The following is an 18883-nucleotide window of genomic DNA, read 5'->3' on the forward strand; positions in this document are numbered from 1 at the left end:
CTCTCTTACTGCTGCGATTTTAATAAAAGTAACTTACGCCGCTCTTTTTTGTCAGGTTTAGTGTCCGGATGCGGTGCAAACAGGCTGTTGGTTTTGCGCAGCTCTGCGCGCACGGCGCGCTGCGCTATGCTGTCTGCGGTCTCTTCATACAAAGCCTGCGCCAAAGGTGCCGCCAGCCGTTTGTCAGATAAACCCAGTACCAACACCACTTTTTCGTCTACACCCTGGCTGATACGTATTGTCGCGCCGGGTTCAACGGTTCTGCTGGCTTTGCAGCGCTGACCATTATAATGTACTTTACCGCCGTCGATCATCTCTTTAGCCAAACTACGGGTTTTATAGAAGCGACAAGCCCACAGCCATTTATCTAAACGTAATGTTGGGCTGTCAGACTGAGCAGATTGCTTTGATTGCGCCATAATTTACACTGTGTTGCCGAACTAAGTTCGCCATTATAGTGCCAAACAGGCTGTTTTGGCGGTATTAACACGAAAAACACCGTTAATATGTTGTAAATATGCAGCAGCGGCTTGTTGGTTACAGCACAACCGGGTAAGATAAATTCGGTTTTTAACGTAGAATTCCGTTTTTTAAATTCAGAAATTCTTTTGCCGGACAACAGAATTTCGTTTACTGACATCGTTTACAGATATAGAAGTGCGCAATGAAGCAGTTAGCAGACACGCAGCAAATAGTGAAGCGACTACAACAAATACCACTGCATCGGGTACAGCTGATACTGAACCTGATCTTAGTGTTGTTATTGGCATGGCTGCTTGCGCGGTTAAGTTGGCAACTGGTGCCAACCCCCACTGCCACACCTTTGCCACTATCCGGCACCAATGCAGGCGTGGTACCGCAACGTGGTGGTGTTAATTTAACCTCACTGCTGAGTTTCTCTTTGTTTGGCAAAGCCTCCGCACAAGCCAGCACAGAGCCGGTACCGGTGGTGGCCGAAGCGCCGAAAACCCAACTTAATGTCAAACTGACCGGTTTAGTCGCCATGACGGCAAATCCGGGCCAGGGCAGCGCCATTATCGAAAGCCGTGGCGCCGAGGCAACCTATGCCGTTGATGACACCATCGAAGGCACCAATGCGGTATTAAAGCAGGTGTTAGTTGACAGAGTCTTATTGCAACAAGCCGGCCGCTATGAAACCCTGATGCTTGATGGCATTGAGTACACTAAAATTGCCCAGGCCAATGCCGGTTTAGGCCGTGCCGATGAGCAAGGCATAGAAGAAAACATGGATATGGCCCCGGTGCCGGAACCAATGGAAATGGCACCGATGCAAGCTAACGAAGCGATAGAGCTGCACCGCGACGAGCTGATCGCTGAGCCGATGAAGTTTTTTGACTATATCCGTGTTACACCACACCGGCCGAACGGCCAGTTGGCCGGCTATCGCCTGATGCCGGGGAAAGATCCGGCCTTGTTTACCCAGCTTGGCTTACAAGCCAATGACCTGGCAATAGAGATTAACGGTATTCAGCTAAACGATATGCAGCAGGCGATGAGCGTAATCAACGAGTTACGCGACGCCAAAGAAGCGGCAATTAAAATAGAACGCGATGGTGAGATCAGAGACATTCTGGTGAACCTGTCACAATAATTATTAAAATTAATTGGTTATAAGCTAATGAAATCAGGGCAATCTGCTTTTTTCTCCCGCCGCTCGCTGGCCAGCCTACTGGTTGCAGCCGCGCTGACTGTGGTTATTCCCGGCGTTACTGTGGTAGCGCAGGAAGAGGTGATGTACTCACCTAACTTCAAAGGTACCGACATTAATGAATTTATTAATATCGTTGGTATGAACCTGAAAAAAACCATCATTGTCGACCCCCAGGTGCGCGGCCGTATTAACGTACGCAGTTACGAAATGCTCAACGAACAACAGTACTATCAGTTCTTCCTTAACGTACTGGAAGTTTACAGCTTTGCCGTAGTGGAAATGGACAATGGTGTATTAAAAGTTGTGCGCAACAAAGACGCCAAAACCAGCAATATTCCGGTCGTGTCCGATGACGCACCGGGCCAGGGTGACGAAATGGTTACCCGGGTGGTGCAGGTACGCAATGTATCGGTACGTGAATTAGCACCCTTGTTGCGCCAGTTCAGCAACCAGGCCGGTGGTGGCCATGTAGTCAACTACGACCCGTCTAACGTTATTATGATGACCGGCCCGGCAGCAGTGGTAAACCGGCTGGTAGATATTATTCAGCGGGTAGACAAAGCCGGCGACCAGGAGCTGGAAATTGTCAAACTGCAGTATGCATCTGCACCGGAAATTGTGCGTATTCTGGAGAACATTTACAAAAGCCAGGGCCGTGCTGACCAACCGGATTTTCTGGTACCGCGCATAGTTGCTGACGAGCGCACCAACAGCGTGATTGTCAGCGGTGAATTACAAGCACGGCAGCGCGTTATAGAGCTGGCAAAGCGGCTGGACAGCGAACTGCAAACCAGCGGCAACACCCGGGTGTTTTACTTAAAATATGCCAAAGCAGAAGAGCTGGTGCCGGTATTAAAAGGCGTTAGCGAGTCTATAGTGGCAGAAGTACAGGGCGCAAGCGGTGCAGCCGCAGCCCAGGGCGGACGCGGCGCAGCAGCGAATACCGGCCGCGCCATTAGTATAGAGGCGCATGACGACAGCAACTCGCTGGTGATCACCGCCCAGCCGGATATGATGCGCTCGTTAGAAGAAGTATTACGCCAACTGGATATCCGCCGCGCTCAGGTGCTGGTAGAAGCCATTATTGTTGAAGTATTTGAAGGTGATGGTACAGATTTCGGCGTGCAGTGGTTAAATAAAAACGGCGGCGGCACCAACTTTAGCAATGGCAATACCATTTCTATTATTGATGCAGCCGGCGCGGCTCTTGCTGCCAGGCCAACTAAGAATCCTCCACGGGTAGAACAATCAACTATAGTTGGCGTACCAAGCGTGACCGTTCCCGTTCCAGATACAGAAGGCGACTATACGCTTGCCGGGCAGGTATTGGGGGGCTTAAATGGCGCTTTGGTCGGCTTCGTCAGCGGCGATTGGGCTGCTCTTGTTCAAGCCGTACGCACCAGCACCAACTCCAATGTACTGGCCACACCGCATATTACTACCATGGATAACCAGGAAGCCTTCTTCCTCGTCGGTCAGGAAGTACCGGTGATCACCGGCTCTACCACCGGCTCAAATAATACCAACCCGTTCCAGCAGGTAGACCGCCAGGAAGTGGGTATTAAACTTAAAGTAACACCGCAAATTAACGAAGGTGATGCAGTACAACTGACCATTGAGCAGGAAGTGTCCAGTATCGGCGGCGCCACCGCGGTAGATATCACTATTAACAAACGCGAAATTAAAACTACCGTAATGGCCGATGATGGCGCAACCGTAGTGCTGGGCGGCTTAATTGACGAAGATGTGCAGGAAAGTGAATCTAAGGTGCCTATTTTAGGTGACATTCCTATTTTAGGCCATTTGTTTAAGTCGACCAGTGTCACCAAACAAAAGCGTAATCTGATGGTGTTTATTAAAGCCACCATAGTGCGCGAAGGCTCGGCTATTTCCGGTATCTCAAAAACCAAATACAACTATATCCGCGCCGAACAGCTAAAACGCGAAGAAGCAGGCATCCGCTTAATGCCCAACACTAAACAGGTCGTACTACCGGAATGGGATGACTCACTGGCGTTGCCGCCAACGTTTGATGAATATATGCAGGAACAACAACCGCCTGCGGTTACTGAGCAAGGGAAGCAGGATTAATGGACGCGCTGGATACAGAGCAGGTAAAACCCGCCAGCAGCAGGGTCCGTTTACCCTTTGGCTTTGCCAAGCGCCACGGTGTGCTGCTGCAACAACAAGCCCACGGTTGGCAACTGTATATTCATACGGCTACAGCGCCGGCCGCGGTGTTGGAAGTGCGTCGCGTACTGGCTGAGCCCTTTGCACTGCAGCGTTTATCCGCGGTAGAGTTTGAAGCCATGCTGGAAGCTTGCTATCAGCGTGATTCGTCAGAGGCGCAGCAGCTGATGGAAGACATCGGCAATGAGGTAAATTTAGCCTCGCTGGCCGATGATATTCAGGAAAGCGAAGACTTACTGGAAAACGAAGATGACGCGCCCATTATCAAGCTGATTAACGCCATGCTGGGTGAAGCCATCAAGTTAGGCGCCTCTGATATTCATGTCGAAACCTTTGAAAAAGCCTTAATAGTACGCTTTCGCGTAGACGGCATTTTGCGTGAAGTACTGCGGCCTAACCGGCGCTTATCCAGCTTGCTGGTGTCGCGCATTAAGGTTATGGCCAAACTGGATATTGCCGAAAAACGCGTGCCGCAGGATGGCCGCATCAGTTTACGTATTGCCGGCCGCGCCGTGGATGTGCGGGTATCGACCATGCCCTCCAGCCATGGCGAACGGGTGGTAATGCGTTTATTGGATAAGAACAACTCACACCTGAATTTAGCTGACCTTGGCATGACGTTGTCGGTACAACAGGCATTCTCGCAGCTAATCTTAAAGCCGCACGGTATTATTCTGGTAACAGGCCCAACCGGTTCCGGTAAAAGTACCACCTTGTACGCCGGTTTAACCGAGATTAACACTAAAGATCGCAATATTCTTACCGTAGAAGACCCTATTGAATACGAGCTGGAAGGCATCGGCCAAACCCAGGTCAATACCAAAGTCAGCATGACGTTCGCCCGTGGTTTGCGCGCCATTTTACGCCAGGACCCGGACGTGGTGATGGTGGGTGAAATCCGCGATCTGGAAACCGCACAAATTGCGGTACAGGCCAGTTTAACCGGCCACTTAGTATTATCTACCCTGCACACCAACACAGCTGCCGGCGCCATTACGCGGCTGGAAGATATGGGCGTAGAAGCGTTTTTATTATCCTCCAGTTTACTTGGCGTACTGGCGCAACGGCTGGTACGCACCTTATGCCCGCACTGCAAAGAAGCACACGAGCCGGATAAAGAAGAGCGCAATTTACTCAGCGTAACAAAAAAAGAAGGTGTGCTGATCTACCGTGCCCGTGGCTGTGAACACTGCAACCACACCGGCTATCGTGGCCGTACCGGTATCCATGAACTGCTGTTGGTGGATGAACATATCCGCGAACTTATTCATAACGGTAAAGGCGAGCAAGCGATTGAGAAATACGTGCGCCAGCACAGCCCCAGCATCCGCGCTGACGGTTTCAGCAAGGTACTGAGCGGTGAAACCACGCTGGAAGAAGTGCTGCGCGTAACGCGTGAGGATGTGTAATGGCGGCGTTTGAATATCAGGCGCTGGATGCGCGTGGCAAAAACGCCAAGGGTGTGCTGGAAGCAGACAACGCCCGCCATGCCCGTGCCCTGCTGCGCGAGCAAAAATTAACCCCGGTCAGCGTGGCGCTGGCGTCACAGCAGGAAAAGCTGCTGGCGTCGGGCAAACAATGGTTTAAACGCAATATTTCTGCCTCCGAGCTGGCGTTAATTACCCGTCAGTTAGCCACGTTGGTAGAAGCGGCGTTGCCGATTGAAAGCGCGCTGTTAGCCGTGGCGGAACAATGCGATAAGCCACGGTTAACCAATATGATGATGGCCGTGCGCTCTAAGGTGGTAGAGGGTTACAGCCTGGCCGAGGGCCTGGCCGAGTTTCCTTATGTGTTTGACCACCTGTTTCGCTCTATGGTGGCGGCGGGGGAAAAATCCGGCCACCTGGACCAGGTATTAAACCGGCTGGCAGATTACACCGAGCAGCGCCAACATATGCGCAGCCAAATTCTGCAGGCATTGTTGTACCCTATTATCCTTACCTGTTTTGCTGTGTTGGTTATTTCTATCTTATTAGCGGCGGTGGTGCCGAAAATTGTCGGTCAGTTTGAACATATGGGCCAAAGCCTGCCAGGCTCCACCTTGTTTTTAATTGCCGCCAGCGATTTTTTGCGCACTTACGGTATCTTTGTGCTGATTGGCATTATGCTGGGTCTGGTGCTGTTTAAACGCGCCCTGCTTAAACCGGCAGTGCGGTTTCGTTGGGACCAACTGGTATTAAAAAGCCGGATTATCGGTAAAGTTACCAAGGGGCTGAATACCGCGCGGTTTGCCCGGACTTTAAGTATTCTGAATGCGTCAGCCGTGCCGTTACTGGAAGCCATGCGCATCAGTGCCGACGTGCTGAGCAATACCTTTATGAAGCAAGCCGTCACCGATGCTACCGCACGGGTGCGTGAAGGTACCTCACTGCGCAACGCATTGGAGCAAACCAAGCTGTTTCCGCCCATGATGCTGCATATGATTGCCAGCGGCGAAAAAAGCGGCCAGCTCGATTCCATGCTGGAGCGCGCGGCCAATACCCAGGATCGCGAATTTGAAACCCTGGTTACAGTGTCATTGAAAGTGTTTGAACCGGTGTTGGTAGCAGTGATGGCCGGTATGGTGTTATTTATTGTGATGGCGATTTTGCAGCCGATCTTAGCGTTAAACAATATGGTAGGTGGTGGTTAATATGGTTAAGCAACGCAAAACAACAGCGCAACGCGGTTTTACGCTGTTAGAAGTAATGGTGGTTATTGTAATACTGGGCATTATTGCCAGTATGGTGGTACCTAACCTGATAGGTAACCAGGAACAAGCGGCGCGGCAAAAAGCGGTGGTGGATATTCAGCAGTTAGAAAGTGCTCTGGATATGTACCGCTTACGTAACGGCTTTTATCCCAATACTGAACAAGGTATGCAGGCATTAGTTACTGCGCCCACCTCACAGCCGGTACCGCGCTCGTTTCCGGAAGGTGGCTTTATCCGCCGTTTACCGAAAGATCCGTGGGACGAAGATTATATTCTGGTAAGCCCGGGCCAGGTCGGTCGTATCGATATTCTCAGTAAAGGCCCGGATCGCACCGCCGGCACCGACGATGATATCGGTAACTGGAACCTGGATGCGAACCAGAGCAACAATAACTAATGTTGTTGCTGCCAGCGCTAAAGCGTGAACAAACCGGCTTTACCTTAGTAGAGGTAATGCTGGTTATGCTGTTAATTGGTTTGCTGGCAACCACAGTGGTAATGAATTTCAGCGGCGAGTCGCGTGAAGAACGGTTAGAAAAAGAAGCGGAACGGTTTCAGCAAATTTTCCATTTTGTCGCCGAAACGGCGCTGTTAAAACAGCAAGAATGGGGTTTGTATATTCTGCCGGACCGTTACGGCTTTTTATATTACAACAACAAAGATGCGAAATGGCTGCCGGCCGAAGAACCGGCTGGGTTGAAACAACATAAGTTGCCGGCCGATATCAGCCTGAAGCTGGAGTTGGAAGGTCTGGCCGGAGAGGACAGCAACTTACTCAGCCAATTGGAATGGCAGTTGGATGACGACGAGCAAACCGATGAGAATGCCGACATACCGGTACTGCCGCAGGTGTTTATTTTGTCGTCCGGTGAAATCAGTCCGTTTCAGCTGCTGCTGGCAGAAAACTCAGACTTAACTCCGCTGTACAGCAGCGTCAGTACTGACTTTGCCATACCGCTGAACCGCACGCCGGTAGCAACGGAGCTGCCATGAAACGCAACGGCTTTACCTTGCTGGAATTGCTGGTAGCAATGGCGATTTTTGCCACCGCCGGTATGGCCATTATGCAAGCCAGTTCGGCGCATATCCGTAGTTTAAGTCAGTTAGATGATTTAACCATCGCCAGCTATATCGCCAATAACCAGATGCATCTGGCATTAATTGATAAAGACTGGCCGGGAAAAGAAAAATCGCAGCAGCAGGTCGAGATGGCTAACCGGCAATGGTTATGGCAACAACAGCTGAGCAAGCTGCCGGATGACGACTTACGCCTGGTGCAAATCAGCGTTAGCCTGGCCGAAACGCCGGACGAGGTGTTGTATCAGCTACAAAGCTATAAAGGTAAGCCAGGTGGTTAAGGCCAACAGCGGTTTTACCTTTATTGAAATGCTGCTGGCGGCGGCTATTTTTGCGCTGGTGGGCCTGGCCTCTGTTGCTATTCTCAGCAGCGTAACGCAAAGCGATGAACTGTCACAGCAAGCCAGTGAGCGTCTGGTGCAATTGCAGCGCACTATGCTGATGCTGGAGCGTGACTTTATGCAGATCAGTGTACGGCATGTACGGATTGACGGCGAGGCACCGCAAAAATTCCGCTTATTTGGCGAACAGTTTTTGCTCGACAGCGAAGATCACGGTGTCAGTTTTACCCGCCAGGGCTGGCGTAACCCGGGCATGATATTGCCGCGCAGCGAAATTCAAACCGTGGCCTACCGTTTACAGGAAGGCAACTTGCAGCGGTTGTTTACCTTGTATCCGGATGCGGTAACCGGCACCGAGCCGAAAATACAGCTGCTGCAAAGCAACCTGACCGGCTTTGAAGTGCATTATCTGCAGGGCGAAGAATGGCAGGAGCGCTGGCAGGACGCCAATTTTCCCGCCGCCGTAAGGGTAACCCTGATTGATGAAAACCTTGGCCGGTTGGAGCGTATTTTTATGCTGCCGGACGCCGTTGTCAGCGAAGGCGGCATAGAATGATATTGCGGCGTAAACAACAGGGTGTCGCGCTGGTAGCGGTGTTGATGATCATCGCCATCGTGGTGGTAATTGCAGTTAATATGACCGGCCGGCTGCAACTGCAGTTGCAACGCCAGCAGAACATGCAACAGCAGCAACAGGCATTGTGGTATGCCATGGGGGCAGAGCAATTTGCCAAAGTCTTACTGGCACGCACCCTTGCCGGCCAGGAAACGGTAAATTTATCCCAGGATTGGGCGCTGAGTGGCGCTACCTTTCCGGTAGAAGACGGCACCATAAGTGGTGATATCAGTGATTTGCGCAGTTGCTTTAATTTGAATGCGCTGCAAAATGTGACCCCGGCAAGTGGTGGCCAGCCGGAGCCAAGCGCGGCGCAAAAAGCTTTTCAGCGTTTGCTGGAGCTGAAAATTACTGAGCTGAGCATGCCGGCGGAATATCTCACCGCCCGTATCGGCGACTGGCTGGATGAAGACAGCCTGCTCAGCACCGCCGGTAGTGCAGAAGAAGATGATTATGCCGCGCTGCGTTTTGCTTATTACAGCGCGAATACGCTGATGGCAGACCCGTCGGAGCTACGGGTGATACTGGACTTAACGCCAAATGACTATCAGCTGCTGCAGCCTTATGTCTGTGTAGTGCCGGAAGATAACCGGCTATTGTTAAATGTGAACACCTTAACGGAAGATAACGCCGTGTTGCTGGCCGCACTGATCCCGGAACTGACAGAACAGGCCGCACTGGATTTAATCACTAACCGGCCGGAAGAAGGTTTCGCCACGGCAGAAGCACTGCTGGCCGATCCTATCCTGGCCGGCATCACAGTGCCGGATGAGGTAAAAACGATGCTGGTAGTGAAATCTGACAGCTTCCGGCTGGTGGCAACCACGGCTTATTTGGAGAGCGGCTTTGTGTTAACGTCGGTGCTGAAAATAAATGATAATAACCAGGTTAAAGTACTGGCGCGGCGCTTTGGAGGCCAGCAGTGAGTGAGCAATTGGTGATCCGGCTTGGCAGCCGGGCAGAGCAAACAGTTAGCTGGCTGGTATGGGCCAGCCACAGCAAGGAAGTGATCGCCAGCGGCGAATTATCAGGCGCAGATCAGCTGGCTGACTTAGCAATCCGGCTGGGCCAGCGCCCGGTGATTGCGCTGGTGCCGGCATCCGATGTGGTACTAAAGCAGGTTAACTTACCCGGTAAACCCAACCGCCAGCTGTTGCAGGCACTGCCGTACATGTTGGAAGAAGATCAGGCCGAAGATATCGAGCAGCTGTTTTTAGCACTGGGTAATTTGGTGCATCACGATGGCCAGTACAGCCAGCAAGTAGCTGTGTGCCGGCATGAACAAATGGCGCAATGGCTGCATTGGTTACAACAAGCCGGCTTCAGTGTCAGCCGCCTGCTGCCGGACGCGTTATTAATTCCCGAGCAGCAATTACCGGCCTGTATTCAGTTGCACGAGCAGTGGCTGTTAAAGCAAAACAGCTGGCAGGTTACAGCCATTGACGCCGCCTGGTGGGGTGATTATCTGCAACTGGCAGCCTTACCAATGCTGACCAGCTACAGCCCCTGGCCGGAAGAAGTGTTGCAGCCGTATCAGGCCGCCGAACCTGAGCTGCCGCTGGCGTTACTGGCCGGCCAACTGCAGCACAACGACTTTAATTTACTGCAGGGCGACTATAAACCGAAACGACAAAGCAACCCGCAGTTACGGCTGTGGCAAAGCAGCGCCATTCTTGCCGGTTTATGCCTTACGCTGTATTTGCTGCAACTTGGTATCACTAACTGGCAATTGGGCCGGCAAAGCCTGGCGCTGCAACAACAAAGCCTGGCCTTGTATCAGCAAGCCTTTCCGGGTGAGCGGATAGTCAACCTTAACCTGCAACTGCAGCAAAAGCTGGCCGCTGCCGGTGGCGCTGATGCAGAGCAAAGCTTCCTGGCGTTATTGGCAAAATTACAGCAACAACTGGCGCAGGTACCGGATATCAGCCTGGAGAATTTGCGCTTTGATGCCAAACGGGCAGAGCTGCGCTTTCAAGCCAAAGGCGACGGTTTCCAAAGCTTTGAGCGGCTGAAAAACGCATTAGAGCAAGCCGGATTTAGCGTAGAGCAAGGTGCGCTGAGTAACGATGGCGGCAAGGTACAGGGCAGTGTCGCGATGCGGGGCAAAGTATGAAACAACAGTTTTTAAGCTGGTGGACCGGGCTGCAACAGCGCGAACAACAGCTGGTGGCCGGTGCCGCCGTGGTAGTGGTGATTGGCTTGTTTTATTGGCTGTTGTGGCAACCGCTGCATCAGGCTAAACAAACACAGCAACAAAAACTGCAAACTGCGCAGCATCAGCTGAGCCAGTTGCAACAGCTGATACCGCAGTTAAAAGCCGCCGGTGCTGCGCCGGCCCGCACCGGTGGCAGCTTAGCGCAAATTATCAGTAACAGTGCGCGCAGCGGCGGTATTAAAGTAAGCCGGATGCAACCGCAAAATGAGCAACTGACCTTAGTGCTGGAAGATGTCAGTTTCGAGCAATTGCTAAGCTGGCTGCATGCCTTGCAGTATCAGCATGGTGTAACCCTGGTGAATGTCGATTTGGCAACCGCAGACAAACCGGGCATAGTGCGGGTAAGACGCATGGTCGTAGAGTAGGTATAAGAGCAGGATGACAAAAACAAAACTTATCGTTGCCGGTGTCTGCAGTTATTTACTGTTTATGCTGCTGTTAACCCCGGCGGCCTGGTGGCTAAAGCTGGCACCGCTACCGCCGCAACTGCAGTTAGGTGCCGTGTCCGGTACCTTATGGCAGGGCGAAATAGCCGGCCTGCGCTATCAGCAGCTGCAATTTGATACCCTGCGTTGGACATTACACGGCTGGCAGTTATTTAGCGGCAAGCTGCAGTTTGAGCTGCACAGCGGCAGTGCGCAGAACAGCGCTTTGCCTTATGTTACCGGCACCGCCAACTATGGCTTTTCCGGTGCGGCACTGCACAATACCCTGGTAAAACTGCCGGTGGCGCAACTGCTGCCGATGTTACCGCTGCCATTACCGGTAGAGGCCAGCGGTGAACTGGTGCTGGATGTGCCGCAATATCAACAAGGCCAACCCTGGTGTAAAGCGTTAAGCGGCAATGCCAGCTGGCAAGATGCGCGGTTACAAACCCCCACCGGCACCTGGCTCGACCTGCAAAGCCTGTTTGGCGAATTAAGCTGCGCTGACGGCACCATAGTACTCAGCACCGACGGCGCTAACCTGCTGGGGCTGGATATTAAAGCGGTGATTAATGCTGAGCAATTGTTGGTAAACGGCACGCTGAAACCACAAGACAGCATGCCGCGGGAAGTACACCAGGCCATGCAGTTTCTTGGTAAGCCGGATGCACAGGGCCGCTATCGCATCAGTTTCTGAGGCTGCGGATATCATCCAACAATACGCTGTAATCAGTAATCGCCGGAAATTCCGTGATCTGCCGGCTTAATTGCTGGCTGTCAGGGTTCGCCACCGCTAATAAGTGTTTAATGCCGTAATCCTGTGCGGCTTTTAAAATTGGCAGGCTGTCATCAACAAACAAGGTCCGCTCCGGGTTAAAGCCCAACCGCTGCTGCAAGCGCTGCCACAGTGCCCAATTTTCTTTCGTCACGCCAAATTCATGGGTCGAGATCAAGGTATCAATATAGCTGGCCAGCTCAGTGCGTTCTATTTTCAACGACAAACTGTCCGGGTGGGCATTGGTTACCAGCACTATGTCACGGCCACTGTGCTTTAACGCGGTCAGAAATTCCGGCACATCAGCGCGCATGGCTATTTTGTGCATCACCTCGCGTTTTAGCTCAGTGATCGGCAGCTGTAAGCGCTTGCCCCAATAATCCAGACAATACCATTCCAGCTTACCGGTTAATTCAGCATACTCGGCTTTTAACTGTGCTTCTGCATCGCTGACACTGATACCGCTGATCTGGGCCCAGCGCTGCGGTAAATGCTGCAACCAGAAATAATTATCAAAGTGCAGGTCAAGCAAAGTACCGTCCATATCCAGCAGCACCGTATCAATATCAGCCCAGTTCAGCATAGGTTTTTCCTGTTAATCGTTTTATAGTACAGGCTCGGGATTGTACCAGAGGTGGCAGCATGACGCAGCGGCACGACGATAAACACCAGAGTAGACAAAAACCACAAATTTTAACTGCAGATATCGTGGCACAAAGCCGCTTATTTAAAATTGAGCAGTTGGAATTGCAGTTCAGCAATGGTGAGCAGCGCACCTACGAGCGCATGCGTGGCAGCGGCCGTGGCGCAGTGATGATTATCGCCTGCCCTGATGCGGATAATTTTTACCTGATCCGTGAATATTGCGCCGGCACTCATGATTATCAGCTGGGTTTTCCCAAGGGCTTGATTGACCCGGGTGAAGATATTATTACCGCGGCCAACCGCGAGCTGAAAGAAGAAATCGGTTTTGGCGCCGGCCGTTTTGTGCAGTTAAAATCACTGGCCTTAGCCCCCGGCTATTTTAATGCTACAATGCATATAGTTCTGGCCTTTGATTTATATGCAGAAAGCCTTGAAGGCGACGAGCCGGAACCGCTGGAATTAGTGCCCTGGTCACGCCATAACAGTGACGCCTTATTACAGCAGGCCGATTTTACTGAAGCCAGAAGTGTCGCCGCCCTGTTATTAGCGCAGCAATATTTGGAAGCAAACCCGGATGTTTTTAAGCAGACTGCTTGACCCCGTAAAATCTGCGGCCCGCGAAGCCGGGGCAGAATTATGGCAGTTGTACCAAAGCGGTAACTTTGAGCAGCAGGAAAAAGCCGATTTAAGCCCGGTGACCTCGGCTGACTTAGCGGCCAACCGGATCATTATCAACCGCTTATCTGAATTAACACCCGATATTCCGATTATCTCGGAAGAATCCTATTTTGTGCCTTTAGCCCAACGACAAGACTGGCCACGCTACTGGCTGATTGATCCGATGGACGGCACCCAGGAATTTGTGGCCAGAAGCGGCGATTTTGCCGTAAGCATCGCCCTGGTAGAGCACGGCTGGCCGGCGCTGGGCGTTATTTACTGGCCAAAAGAAAACGTACTGTATTACGCCACCCGCGGTCATGGCGCTTTCAAACAACAACGCAATTTAATTAACCGCATCAGAGTAAATGAACACCAGGCCGGTGAAACGCTGAAAATCGCTATCAGCCGTCGCCAACCGCTGCAACCTATAGTCGATTTACTGCAAAGCAAACATGACGTTGAGTATATCGCACTGGGCAGTTGCTCACTGAAAAGCTGCCTGGTGGCAGAAGGCAAAGCCGATTGTTATTTGCGTTTAGGCCCTACCGGCGAATGGGACACCGGAGCTGTGCATGTCATCGTAGAAGAAGCCGGTGGCAAAATTCTCGACAGTGAATTTACTCCGCTCAGTTACAACCAGCGCGACACCCTGGCTAATCCCGATTTTATGGTCATGGGCCAGGCCAGCATTCCTTGGCCGCAATTAATCAAAGCCAGAGCCACAGAGCGTAACCTTACAGCCTGAGACTGAAAGCTTTCATAACTACCCACAAATATTGCATAGCTTTGCTGCATACCAGTACTGACGCGGTTTTTAGCCAAATCAGCGCAATTGCTAACTATCTTTTGTGCTGGAAAAACGCTATTATGCCGTCGGGTTTTTGCGCAGAAAAACAACATTTCGTGACAAAAGCACCGGAAATTTAAGTCCGCCAGAGACTGCACCCTTACCTACAGTACCCTTAGGAGTTACATCATGTCCGAGCTGGATCTGGGCCAATACGGCATCACAGATGTCACGGAAATTATTTATAACCCTTCGTATGAGCAATTATTTGCGGAAGAAACCCGCAGTGATTTACAAGGTTATGAACAAGGCAAACTGACCAAATCAGGCGCGGTTTCAGTCGATACCGGCATTTTTACCGGCCGCTCGCCGAAAGATAAATACATAGTGCGCGATGACACCACCCGCGACACCGTATGGTGGTCTGATCAAGGTAAAAACGACAATAAAGCCATAACCCCCGCCGTCTGGGCTGATTTAAAAGCCCTGGTTACGCAGCAATTGTCCGGCAAACGCTTATTTGTAGTCGATACCTTCTGTGGTGCTAACGCCGATACGCGCTTAGCAGTGCGCTTTATTACCGAAGTGGCCTGGCAGGCGCATTTCGTCAAGAACATGTTTATCCGCCCAACTGATGCCGAGCTGGAAACTTACAAGCCGGATTTCATTGTGATGAATGGTGCTAAGTGCACCAACCCGGATTGGCAACAGCAGGGTTTAAATTCAGAAAACTTCGTTGCCTTTAACCTGAGCGAACGTATCCAGCTGATCGGCGGCACCTGGTACGGCGGTGAGATGAAAAAAGGTATGTTCTCCATGATGAACTACTTTTTACCGCTGCAGGGTATTGCCTCTATGCATTGCTCGGCCAACGTGGGTAAAGACGGCGACGTGGCGGTATTCTTCGGTTTATCCGGTACCGGTAAAACCACGCTGTCTACCGATCCGAAGCGCCAGCTGATTGGTGATGACGAGCACGGTTGGGACGACGCCGGAGTATTTAATTTTGAAGGTGGTTGTTACGCCAAGACCATTAACCTGTCAGCAGAAAACGAGCCGGATATTTATAATGCCATCCGCCGCGATGCGTTGTTAGAAAACGTTACTGTGCTGGCCGATGGCACTATTGATTACAATGACGGTTCGAAAACCGAGAACACCCGGGTGTCGTACCCGATCTACCATATCGACAATATCGTTACGCCGGTATCCAAAGCCGGCCATGCGAAAAAGGTTATCTTCTTAACCGCAGATGCCTTTGGCGTATTACCGCCGGTATCCAAGCTCACCAAAGACCAGGCAAAATACCATTTCCTGTCTGGCTTTACCGCCAAGCTGGCCGGTACCGAGCGTGGCATTACCGAACCTACTCCAACCTTCTCCAGCTGTTTTGGCGCGGCGTTTTTAAGCCTGCACCCGACTAAATATGCAGAAGTGCTGGGCAAACGTATGGCAGCATCGGGCGCTGAAGCTTACCTGGTCAATACCGGTTGGAACGGTACGGGTAAGCGTATTTCGATTAAAGCCACCCGCGCTATTATCGACGCAATTTTGGATGGCAGCATTGAGAACGCCGAATTTGTCCAGTTGCCACACTTTAACCTGGCCATGCCAACGGCGTTGCACGGTGTAGACGATGTGTCTATTTTAGACCCGCGCAACACTTACGCTAACGCTGCAGAGTGGGACGTAAAAGCCCGCGACCTGGCCAAGCGTTTTATCGATAACTTTGTTAAGTTTACCGATAACGACGAAGGTAAAGCCTTAGTAGCAGCAGGGCCGCAGTTGTAAAACAGCCCTGCAAACAAATAAGGTCGCACAAGCGGCCTTTTTTTATGTCTGAATATGACAAGCAGATTACTCTGGCGGTAAAAATGCATCCAGTGCTGGCGACACTGCCTGCAACAAGCTAAAGTGAAAGAAATTTTTCAGTCTCTCCCGGTTTTGGCCGATATAGTAAGCCGTAAGGCAAATTCAACTGCAATCAGAGGTAAGTAATGCTCAGAACGATAACCATACAAAAACGATTGCTGGCCGCGTTTGGTGCTTTGGCGCTGTTGCTCACGATTACAGGTTTGTTTAGTTTGCAAAGTATCTCAAAGGTGAGAGCTCAGGCTGATTTCGTAGAAACGGCTGTTGTTCCGGGGGTGTCTGGTATTGGCGCAATAGGAACCGGTATAAACCGCAACAGGGCCTTAACGATGCGGTTGTTGCTGTCGCTTGATATCACGCAGGAAGGCGAAACCTTTGATACGATCAGCAGGTTAAGGGAAGAGCTTTTAAACCTTGAGAAGCCATATGAAGCATCTATTTTCGACCCGCAGGAACGTATTATTTTTGGTCAGTATCAGGTATCCAGACAGCAATATTTTGACTTGCAGGATCAAGCCTTAGAGTTGTTACGCAAAGAAGAACTGGGTGCGGCGCAGGATTTGCTGGATCAAATGACTCCGGTAGCCAATGAGATAACTCAGCAGTTGGGCCAGTTGGACGACATTAACCAGAAAGCCGCGCTGGATGCCAGGGAATCTTCTATTGCGACCTATGAAAATGCCAAAATGGCCGTAATTATTCTGATTGTTGTTGCAGTGGGTATTGCGGTGGCAGTGTCAGTATTAATTTCCCGCAGTATCAGCCAGCCGTTGGCGCGCTCGGTGGAATCTGCACGCTTTATCGCTGATGGCGATCTTACACAGCTGGTAACGATTGAAGGCAGCGATGAACTGACCGATTTGGCGCAGGCACTGCAACAAATGCAGCAAAAACTGCGCGATGCTATCAGCCATATTGCCAGTTCTTCTAACCAGTTAGCCTCTGCCGCTGAAGAGCTAAACGTGGTTACCGACGAGTCAGCCAAAGCACTGCAACTGCAAAATGATGAAGTGCAACAAGCCGCTACCGCGATAACCGAGATGAGCTCGGCAGTAGATGAGGTAGCCGGTACCGCGCTGCAAACCTCCGAAGCTTCATCGCAATCTGCCACTTTGGCCAAAGACGGCACACAAAAAGTAGTGCAAACCCGCAGCGTTATTGAAAAAATGAACGCTGATGTGCGCCAGAGCACTGCGGTTATTAATACCCTGGCCGACAAAGTATCGTCGATTAATCAGGTGTTGGAAGTTATCCGCAATGTCGCCGACCAAACTAACCTGCTGGCGCTGAACGCGGCTATAGAAGCAGCCCGCGCCGGTGAAGCCGGCCGTGGTTTCGCCGTGGTGGCCGATGAAGTACGTAGCCTGGCACACCGCACGCAAACCTCTACCGGCGAAATTGAGCAAATGATCCAGCAAGTGCAATCCTCTGCCAAAGAAGCGGTTAACGCCATGCAACTAATCAGCAGCAATGCCGATAATGCGCAAAATGTGGTGAAGTTAGCTGCAGATGCATTGGAGCTGATCGCCGAGAACATTATGGCCATCAGCGATCAAAACCATGTTATCGCCGGCGCGGCAGAAGAGCAGTCGAAAGTGGCACGTGAAATAGACCGCAATATCGTCACCATCAGCGATTTAGCCGCGCAAACGGCGGCAGGCTCCAACCAGACCACCGCCAGTGCTACCGAGCTATCCCGCTTGGCCATAGAGCTGAACGAGTTGGTAGGCAAGTTTAAAATATAACAGCTACCATAAAAAAACAGGCCGCAATTGCGGCCTGTTTTGTTTGTTGTTCAGTGCATTAATCGTCTGACAGATTCTTTAGTTTGTGTTCCCAACGGCGCTTGGCAAAGCGGCGCATATTGGGGATATCGTCGGTTTCATCCATAATCGGCTGGCCGATAATGGTTTCTATTACATCTTCCATTGTCACCAGGCCCAGCCAGGTGCCGTATTCATCGTAGACTAAACACATATGCTGACGCTCATGCATCAGTTGCGTCATCAACTGCTCGGCGCTCATCTTGTCGGAAATCACTTTTACCGGTTTCATTAAATCAGCTACAGTTTTCTGGTCGGTAATATCCAGCATGTCGTAACGAAAGGCGATACCCAACGGCGCTTCGTCTTTATCCAGCACCGGGTAGCGTGAAAACTGGCCTACTTTAACCCGTTCAGCAAACGTCTCTAAGGATTCATCCGGCGCGGCGGTTTCACACACGGTGCGCGGCGTCATAATATCGCGTACTTTAATGTCGTGTAAGTCCAGGATATTGGCGATAACACGCTGCTCGTCTTCATCAAGTTTATTCAGCTCGCGACCTAAGACCGTCAGGGCTTTAATTTCCTGGCGCAGGTCGTGTTCATGATTCCCACCGCCAAACAGCTTCATAATTTGATCAGATAACCAGATAAACGGCTTTAATAGCGTAATCATGCCATTCAGCACCAGTGGCAATATCGGCGCCAACTGCGGCCAGTAACGCGCGCCTATGGTTTTCGGCATAATTTCCGACAGCACCAGAATAAGAATGGTCATTACCGCTGAGGCAATACCCAGATAGCCATCACCAAACACTACTGTTACCTGAGCACCCACGCCGGTGGCACCAACGGTATGGGCCACAGTGTTTAGCGTAAGAATGGCCGCCAGTGGCTGGTCAATCTTATCTTTTAACACTTTGAGCTGTTCATACAGCTTAGGCCGGGCCAGTTTTTGTTGGGCAATATAACTTGGGGTAATCGACAGCAGGGCTGCTTCGAGGATAGAACAGACAAAAGATACCGCAATTGACAGAACCGCAAATGCAATTAAAAGACTCATACAGGTTAGTTACAACACTCCGTTTTACTAAGACCGCAGCAGTATACTAAGAGCTTGAACGGAAAGCGAGCCGGCAGCATACCGGCTCGC

At 51.3% G+C, this 18883-nt stretch carries 19 protein-coding genes; 16 read left to right on the plus strand and 3 right to left on the minus strand.

All coding sequences use genetic code 11. The annotated features are described in order from the left end of the window. Positions 1–5: 5 nt before the first annotated feature. On the minus strand, positions 6–419 hold the full coding sequence (hslR, locus tag Q8O77_RS18775) for a ribosome-associated heat shock protein Hsp15 (RefSeq protein WP_305556921.1): 414 nt from the start codon (positions 417–419) through the stop codon (positions 6–8). Between the two features lie 245 nt (positions 420–664). Here hslR and gspC point away from each other — a divergent pair, with 245 nt between their 5' ends. Genes gspC through Q8O77_RS18835 form a run of 12 tightly spaced genes read left to right on the plus strand, consistent with a single transcriptional unit; the run spans position 665 to position 11925 of the window. Beyond that, on the plus strand, positions 665–1612 hold the full coding sequence (gspC, locus tag Q8O77_RS18780) for a type II secretion system protein GspC (protein ID WP_305556922.1): 948 nt from the start codon (positions 665–667) through the stop codon (positions 1610–1612). A gap of 27 nt (positions 1613–1639) precedes the next feature. After that, a complete protein-coding gene (gene gspD / locus Q8O77_RS18785; protein WP_305556923.1) occupies positions 1640–3763 on the plus strand; it encodes a type II secretion system secretin GspD in 2124 nt (707 codons plus the stop codon). Further along, on the plus strand, positions 3763–5271 hold the full coding sequence (gene gspE / locus Q8O77_RS18790) for a type II secretion system ATPase GspE (protein WP_305556926.1): 1509 nt from the start codon (positions 3763–3765) through the stop codon (positions 5269–5271). The genes gspD and gspE overlap by 1 nt, the downstream gene beginning before the upstream one ends. Next, positions 5271–6494: a type II secretion system inner membrane protein GspF gene (gspF, locus tag Q8O77_RS18795; protein WP_305556930.1), complete on the plus strand. Its 1224-nt coding sequence runs from the start codon at positions 5271–5273 to the stop codon at positions 6492–6494. Before gspE ends, gspF begins: the two co-directional genes overlap by 1 nt. Position 6495: 1 nt before the next feature. Beyond that, on the plus strand, positions 6496–6951 hold the full coding sequence (gene gspG / locus Q8O77_RS18800; protein WP_305556932.1) for a type II secretion system major pseudopilin GspG: 456 nt from the start codon (positions 6496–6498) through the stop codon (positions 6949–6951). Further along, positions 6951–7547, plus strand: a complete 597-nt coding sequence (gspH, locus tag Q8O77_RS18805) for a type II secretion system minor pseudopilin GspH (RefSeq protein ID WP_305556934.1) — start codon at positions 6951–6953, stop codon at positions 7545–7547. The genes gspG and gspH overlap by 1 nt, the downstream gene beginning before the upstream one ends. Beyond that, complete coding sequence (gspI, locus tag Q8O77_RS18810) at positions 7544–7912, plus strand: type II secretion system minor pseudopilin GspI (protein ID WP_305556936.1); 369 nt, start codon at positions 7544–7546, stop codon at positions 7910–7912. Before gspH ends, gspI begins: the two co-directional genes overlap by 4 nt. Continuing rightward, the gene (gspJ, locus tag Q8O77_RS18815; protein ID WP_305556938.1) at positions 7905–8528 is read left to right on the plus strand and encodes a type II secretion system minor pseudopilin GspJ; all 624 of its coding nucleotides are present in this window, start codon (positions 7905–7907) and stop codon (positions 8526–8528) included. The genes gspI and gspJ overlap by 8 nt, the downstream gene beginning before the upstream one ends. Further along, positions 8525–9514, plus strand: a complete 990-nt coding sequence (gspK, locus tag Q8O77_RS18820; protein WP_305556940.1) for a type II secretion system minor pseudopilin GspK — start codon at positions 8525–8527, stop codon at positions 9512–9514. The genes gspJ and gspK overlap by 4 nt, the downstream gene beginning before the upstream one ends. Continuing rightward, positions 9511–10701, plus strand: coding sequence for a type II secretion system protein GspL (gspL, locus tag Q8O77_RS18825; protein WP_305556942.1), 1191 nt, complete (start codon positions 9511–9513; stop codon positions 10699–10701). The genes gspK and gspL overlap by 4 nt, the downstream gene beginning before the upstream one ends. Further along, positions 10698–11168, plus strand: a complete 471-nt coding sequence (locus tag Q8O77_RS18830; RefSeq protein WP_305556944.1) for a type II secretion system protein M — start codon at positions 10698–10700, stop codon at positions 11166–11168. Before gspL ends, Q8O77_RS18830 begins: the two co-directional genes overlap by 4 nt. A 13-nt stretch (positions 11169–11181) precedes the next feature. After that, positions 11182–11925: a type II secretion system protein N gene (locus Q8O77_RS18835; protein WP_305556946.1), complete on the plus strand. Its 744-nt coding sequence runs from the start codon at positions 11182–11184 to the stop codon at positions 11923–11925. Here Q8O77_RS18835 and yrfG read toward each other — a convergent pair. Further along, the gene (gene yrfG, locus Q8O77_RS18840; protein WP_305556948.1) at positions 11915–12586 is read right to left on the minus strand and encodes a GMP/IMP nucleotidase; all 672 of its coding nucleotides are present in this window, start codon (positions 12584–12586) and stop codon (positions 11915–11917) included. The genes Q8O77_RS18835 and yrfG overlap by 11 nt on opposite strands. Before the next feature lie 59 nt (positions 12587–12645). Between yrfG and nudE the strand changes: the two genes are divergently transcribed. The 4 genes from nudE (at position 12646) to Q8O77_RS18860 (ending at position 17712) form a co-directional block, all read left to right on the plus strand. Next, positions 12646–13245: an ADP compounds hydrolase NudE gene (gene nudE, locus Q8O77_RS18845; RefSeq protein WP_305556950.1), complete on the plus strand. Its 600-nt coding sequence runs from the start codon at positions 12646–12648 to the stop codon at positions 13243–13245. Next, positions 13223–14053: a 3'(2'),5'-bisphosphate nucleotidase CysQ gene (gene cysQ / locus Q8O77_RS18850; RefSeq protein WP_305556953.1), complete on the plus strand. Its 831-nt coding sequence runs from the start codon at positions 13223–13225 to the stop codon at positions 14051–14053. Before nudE ends, cysQ begins: the two co-directional genes overlap by 23 nt. Before the next feature lie 231 nt (positions 14054–14284). Next, positions 14285–15886: a phosphoenolpyruvate carboxykinase (ATP) gene (gene pckA / locus Q8O77_RS18855; RefSeq protein ID WP_305556955.1), complete on the plus strand. Its 1602-nt coding sequence runs from the start codon at positions 14285–14287 to the stop codon at positions 15884–15886. 206 nt (positions 15887–16092) lie between these two features. After that, on the plus strand, positions 16093–17712 hold the full coding sequence (locus Q8O77_RS18860; protein WP_305556957.1) for a methyl-accepting chemotaxis protein: 1620 nt from the start codon (positions 16093–16095) through the stop codon (positions 17710–17712). Between the two features lie 58 nt (positions 17713–17770). Here the strand turns inward: Q8O77_RS18860 and Q8O77_RS18865 are convergent, their stop codons facing one another. Then, positions 17771–18793: a CNNM domain-containing protein gene (locus tag Q8O77_RS18865; RefSeq protein WP_305556959.1), complete on the minus strand. Its 1023-nt coding sequence runs from the start codon at positions 18791–18793 to the stop codon at positions 17771–17773. Positions 18794–18883 lie beyond the last annotated feature (90 nt).

The organism is Rheinheimera sp., from assembly GCF_030690345.1.
Taxonomy (GTDB): domain Bacteria; phylum Pseudomonadota; class Gammaproteobacteria; order Enterobacterales; family Alteromonadaceae; genus Alishewanella.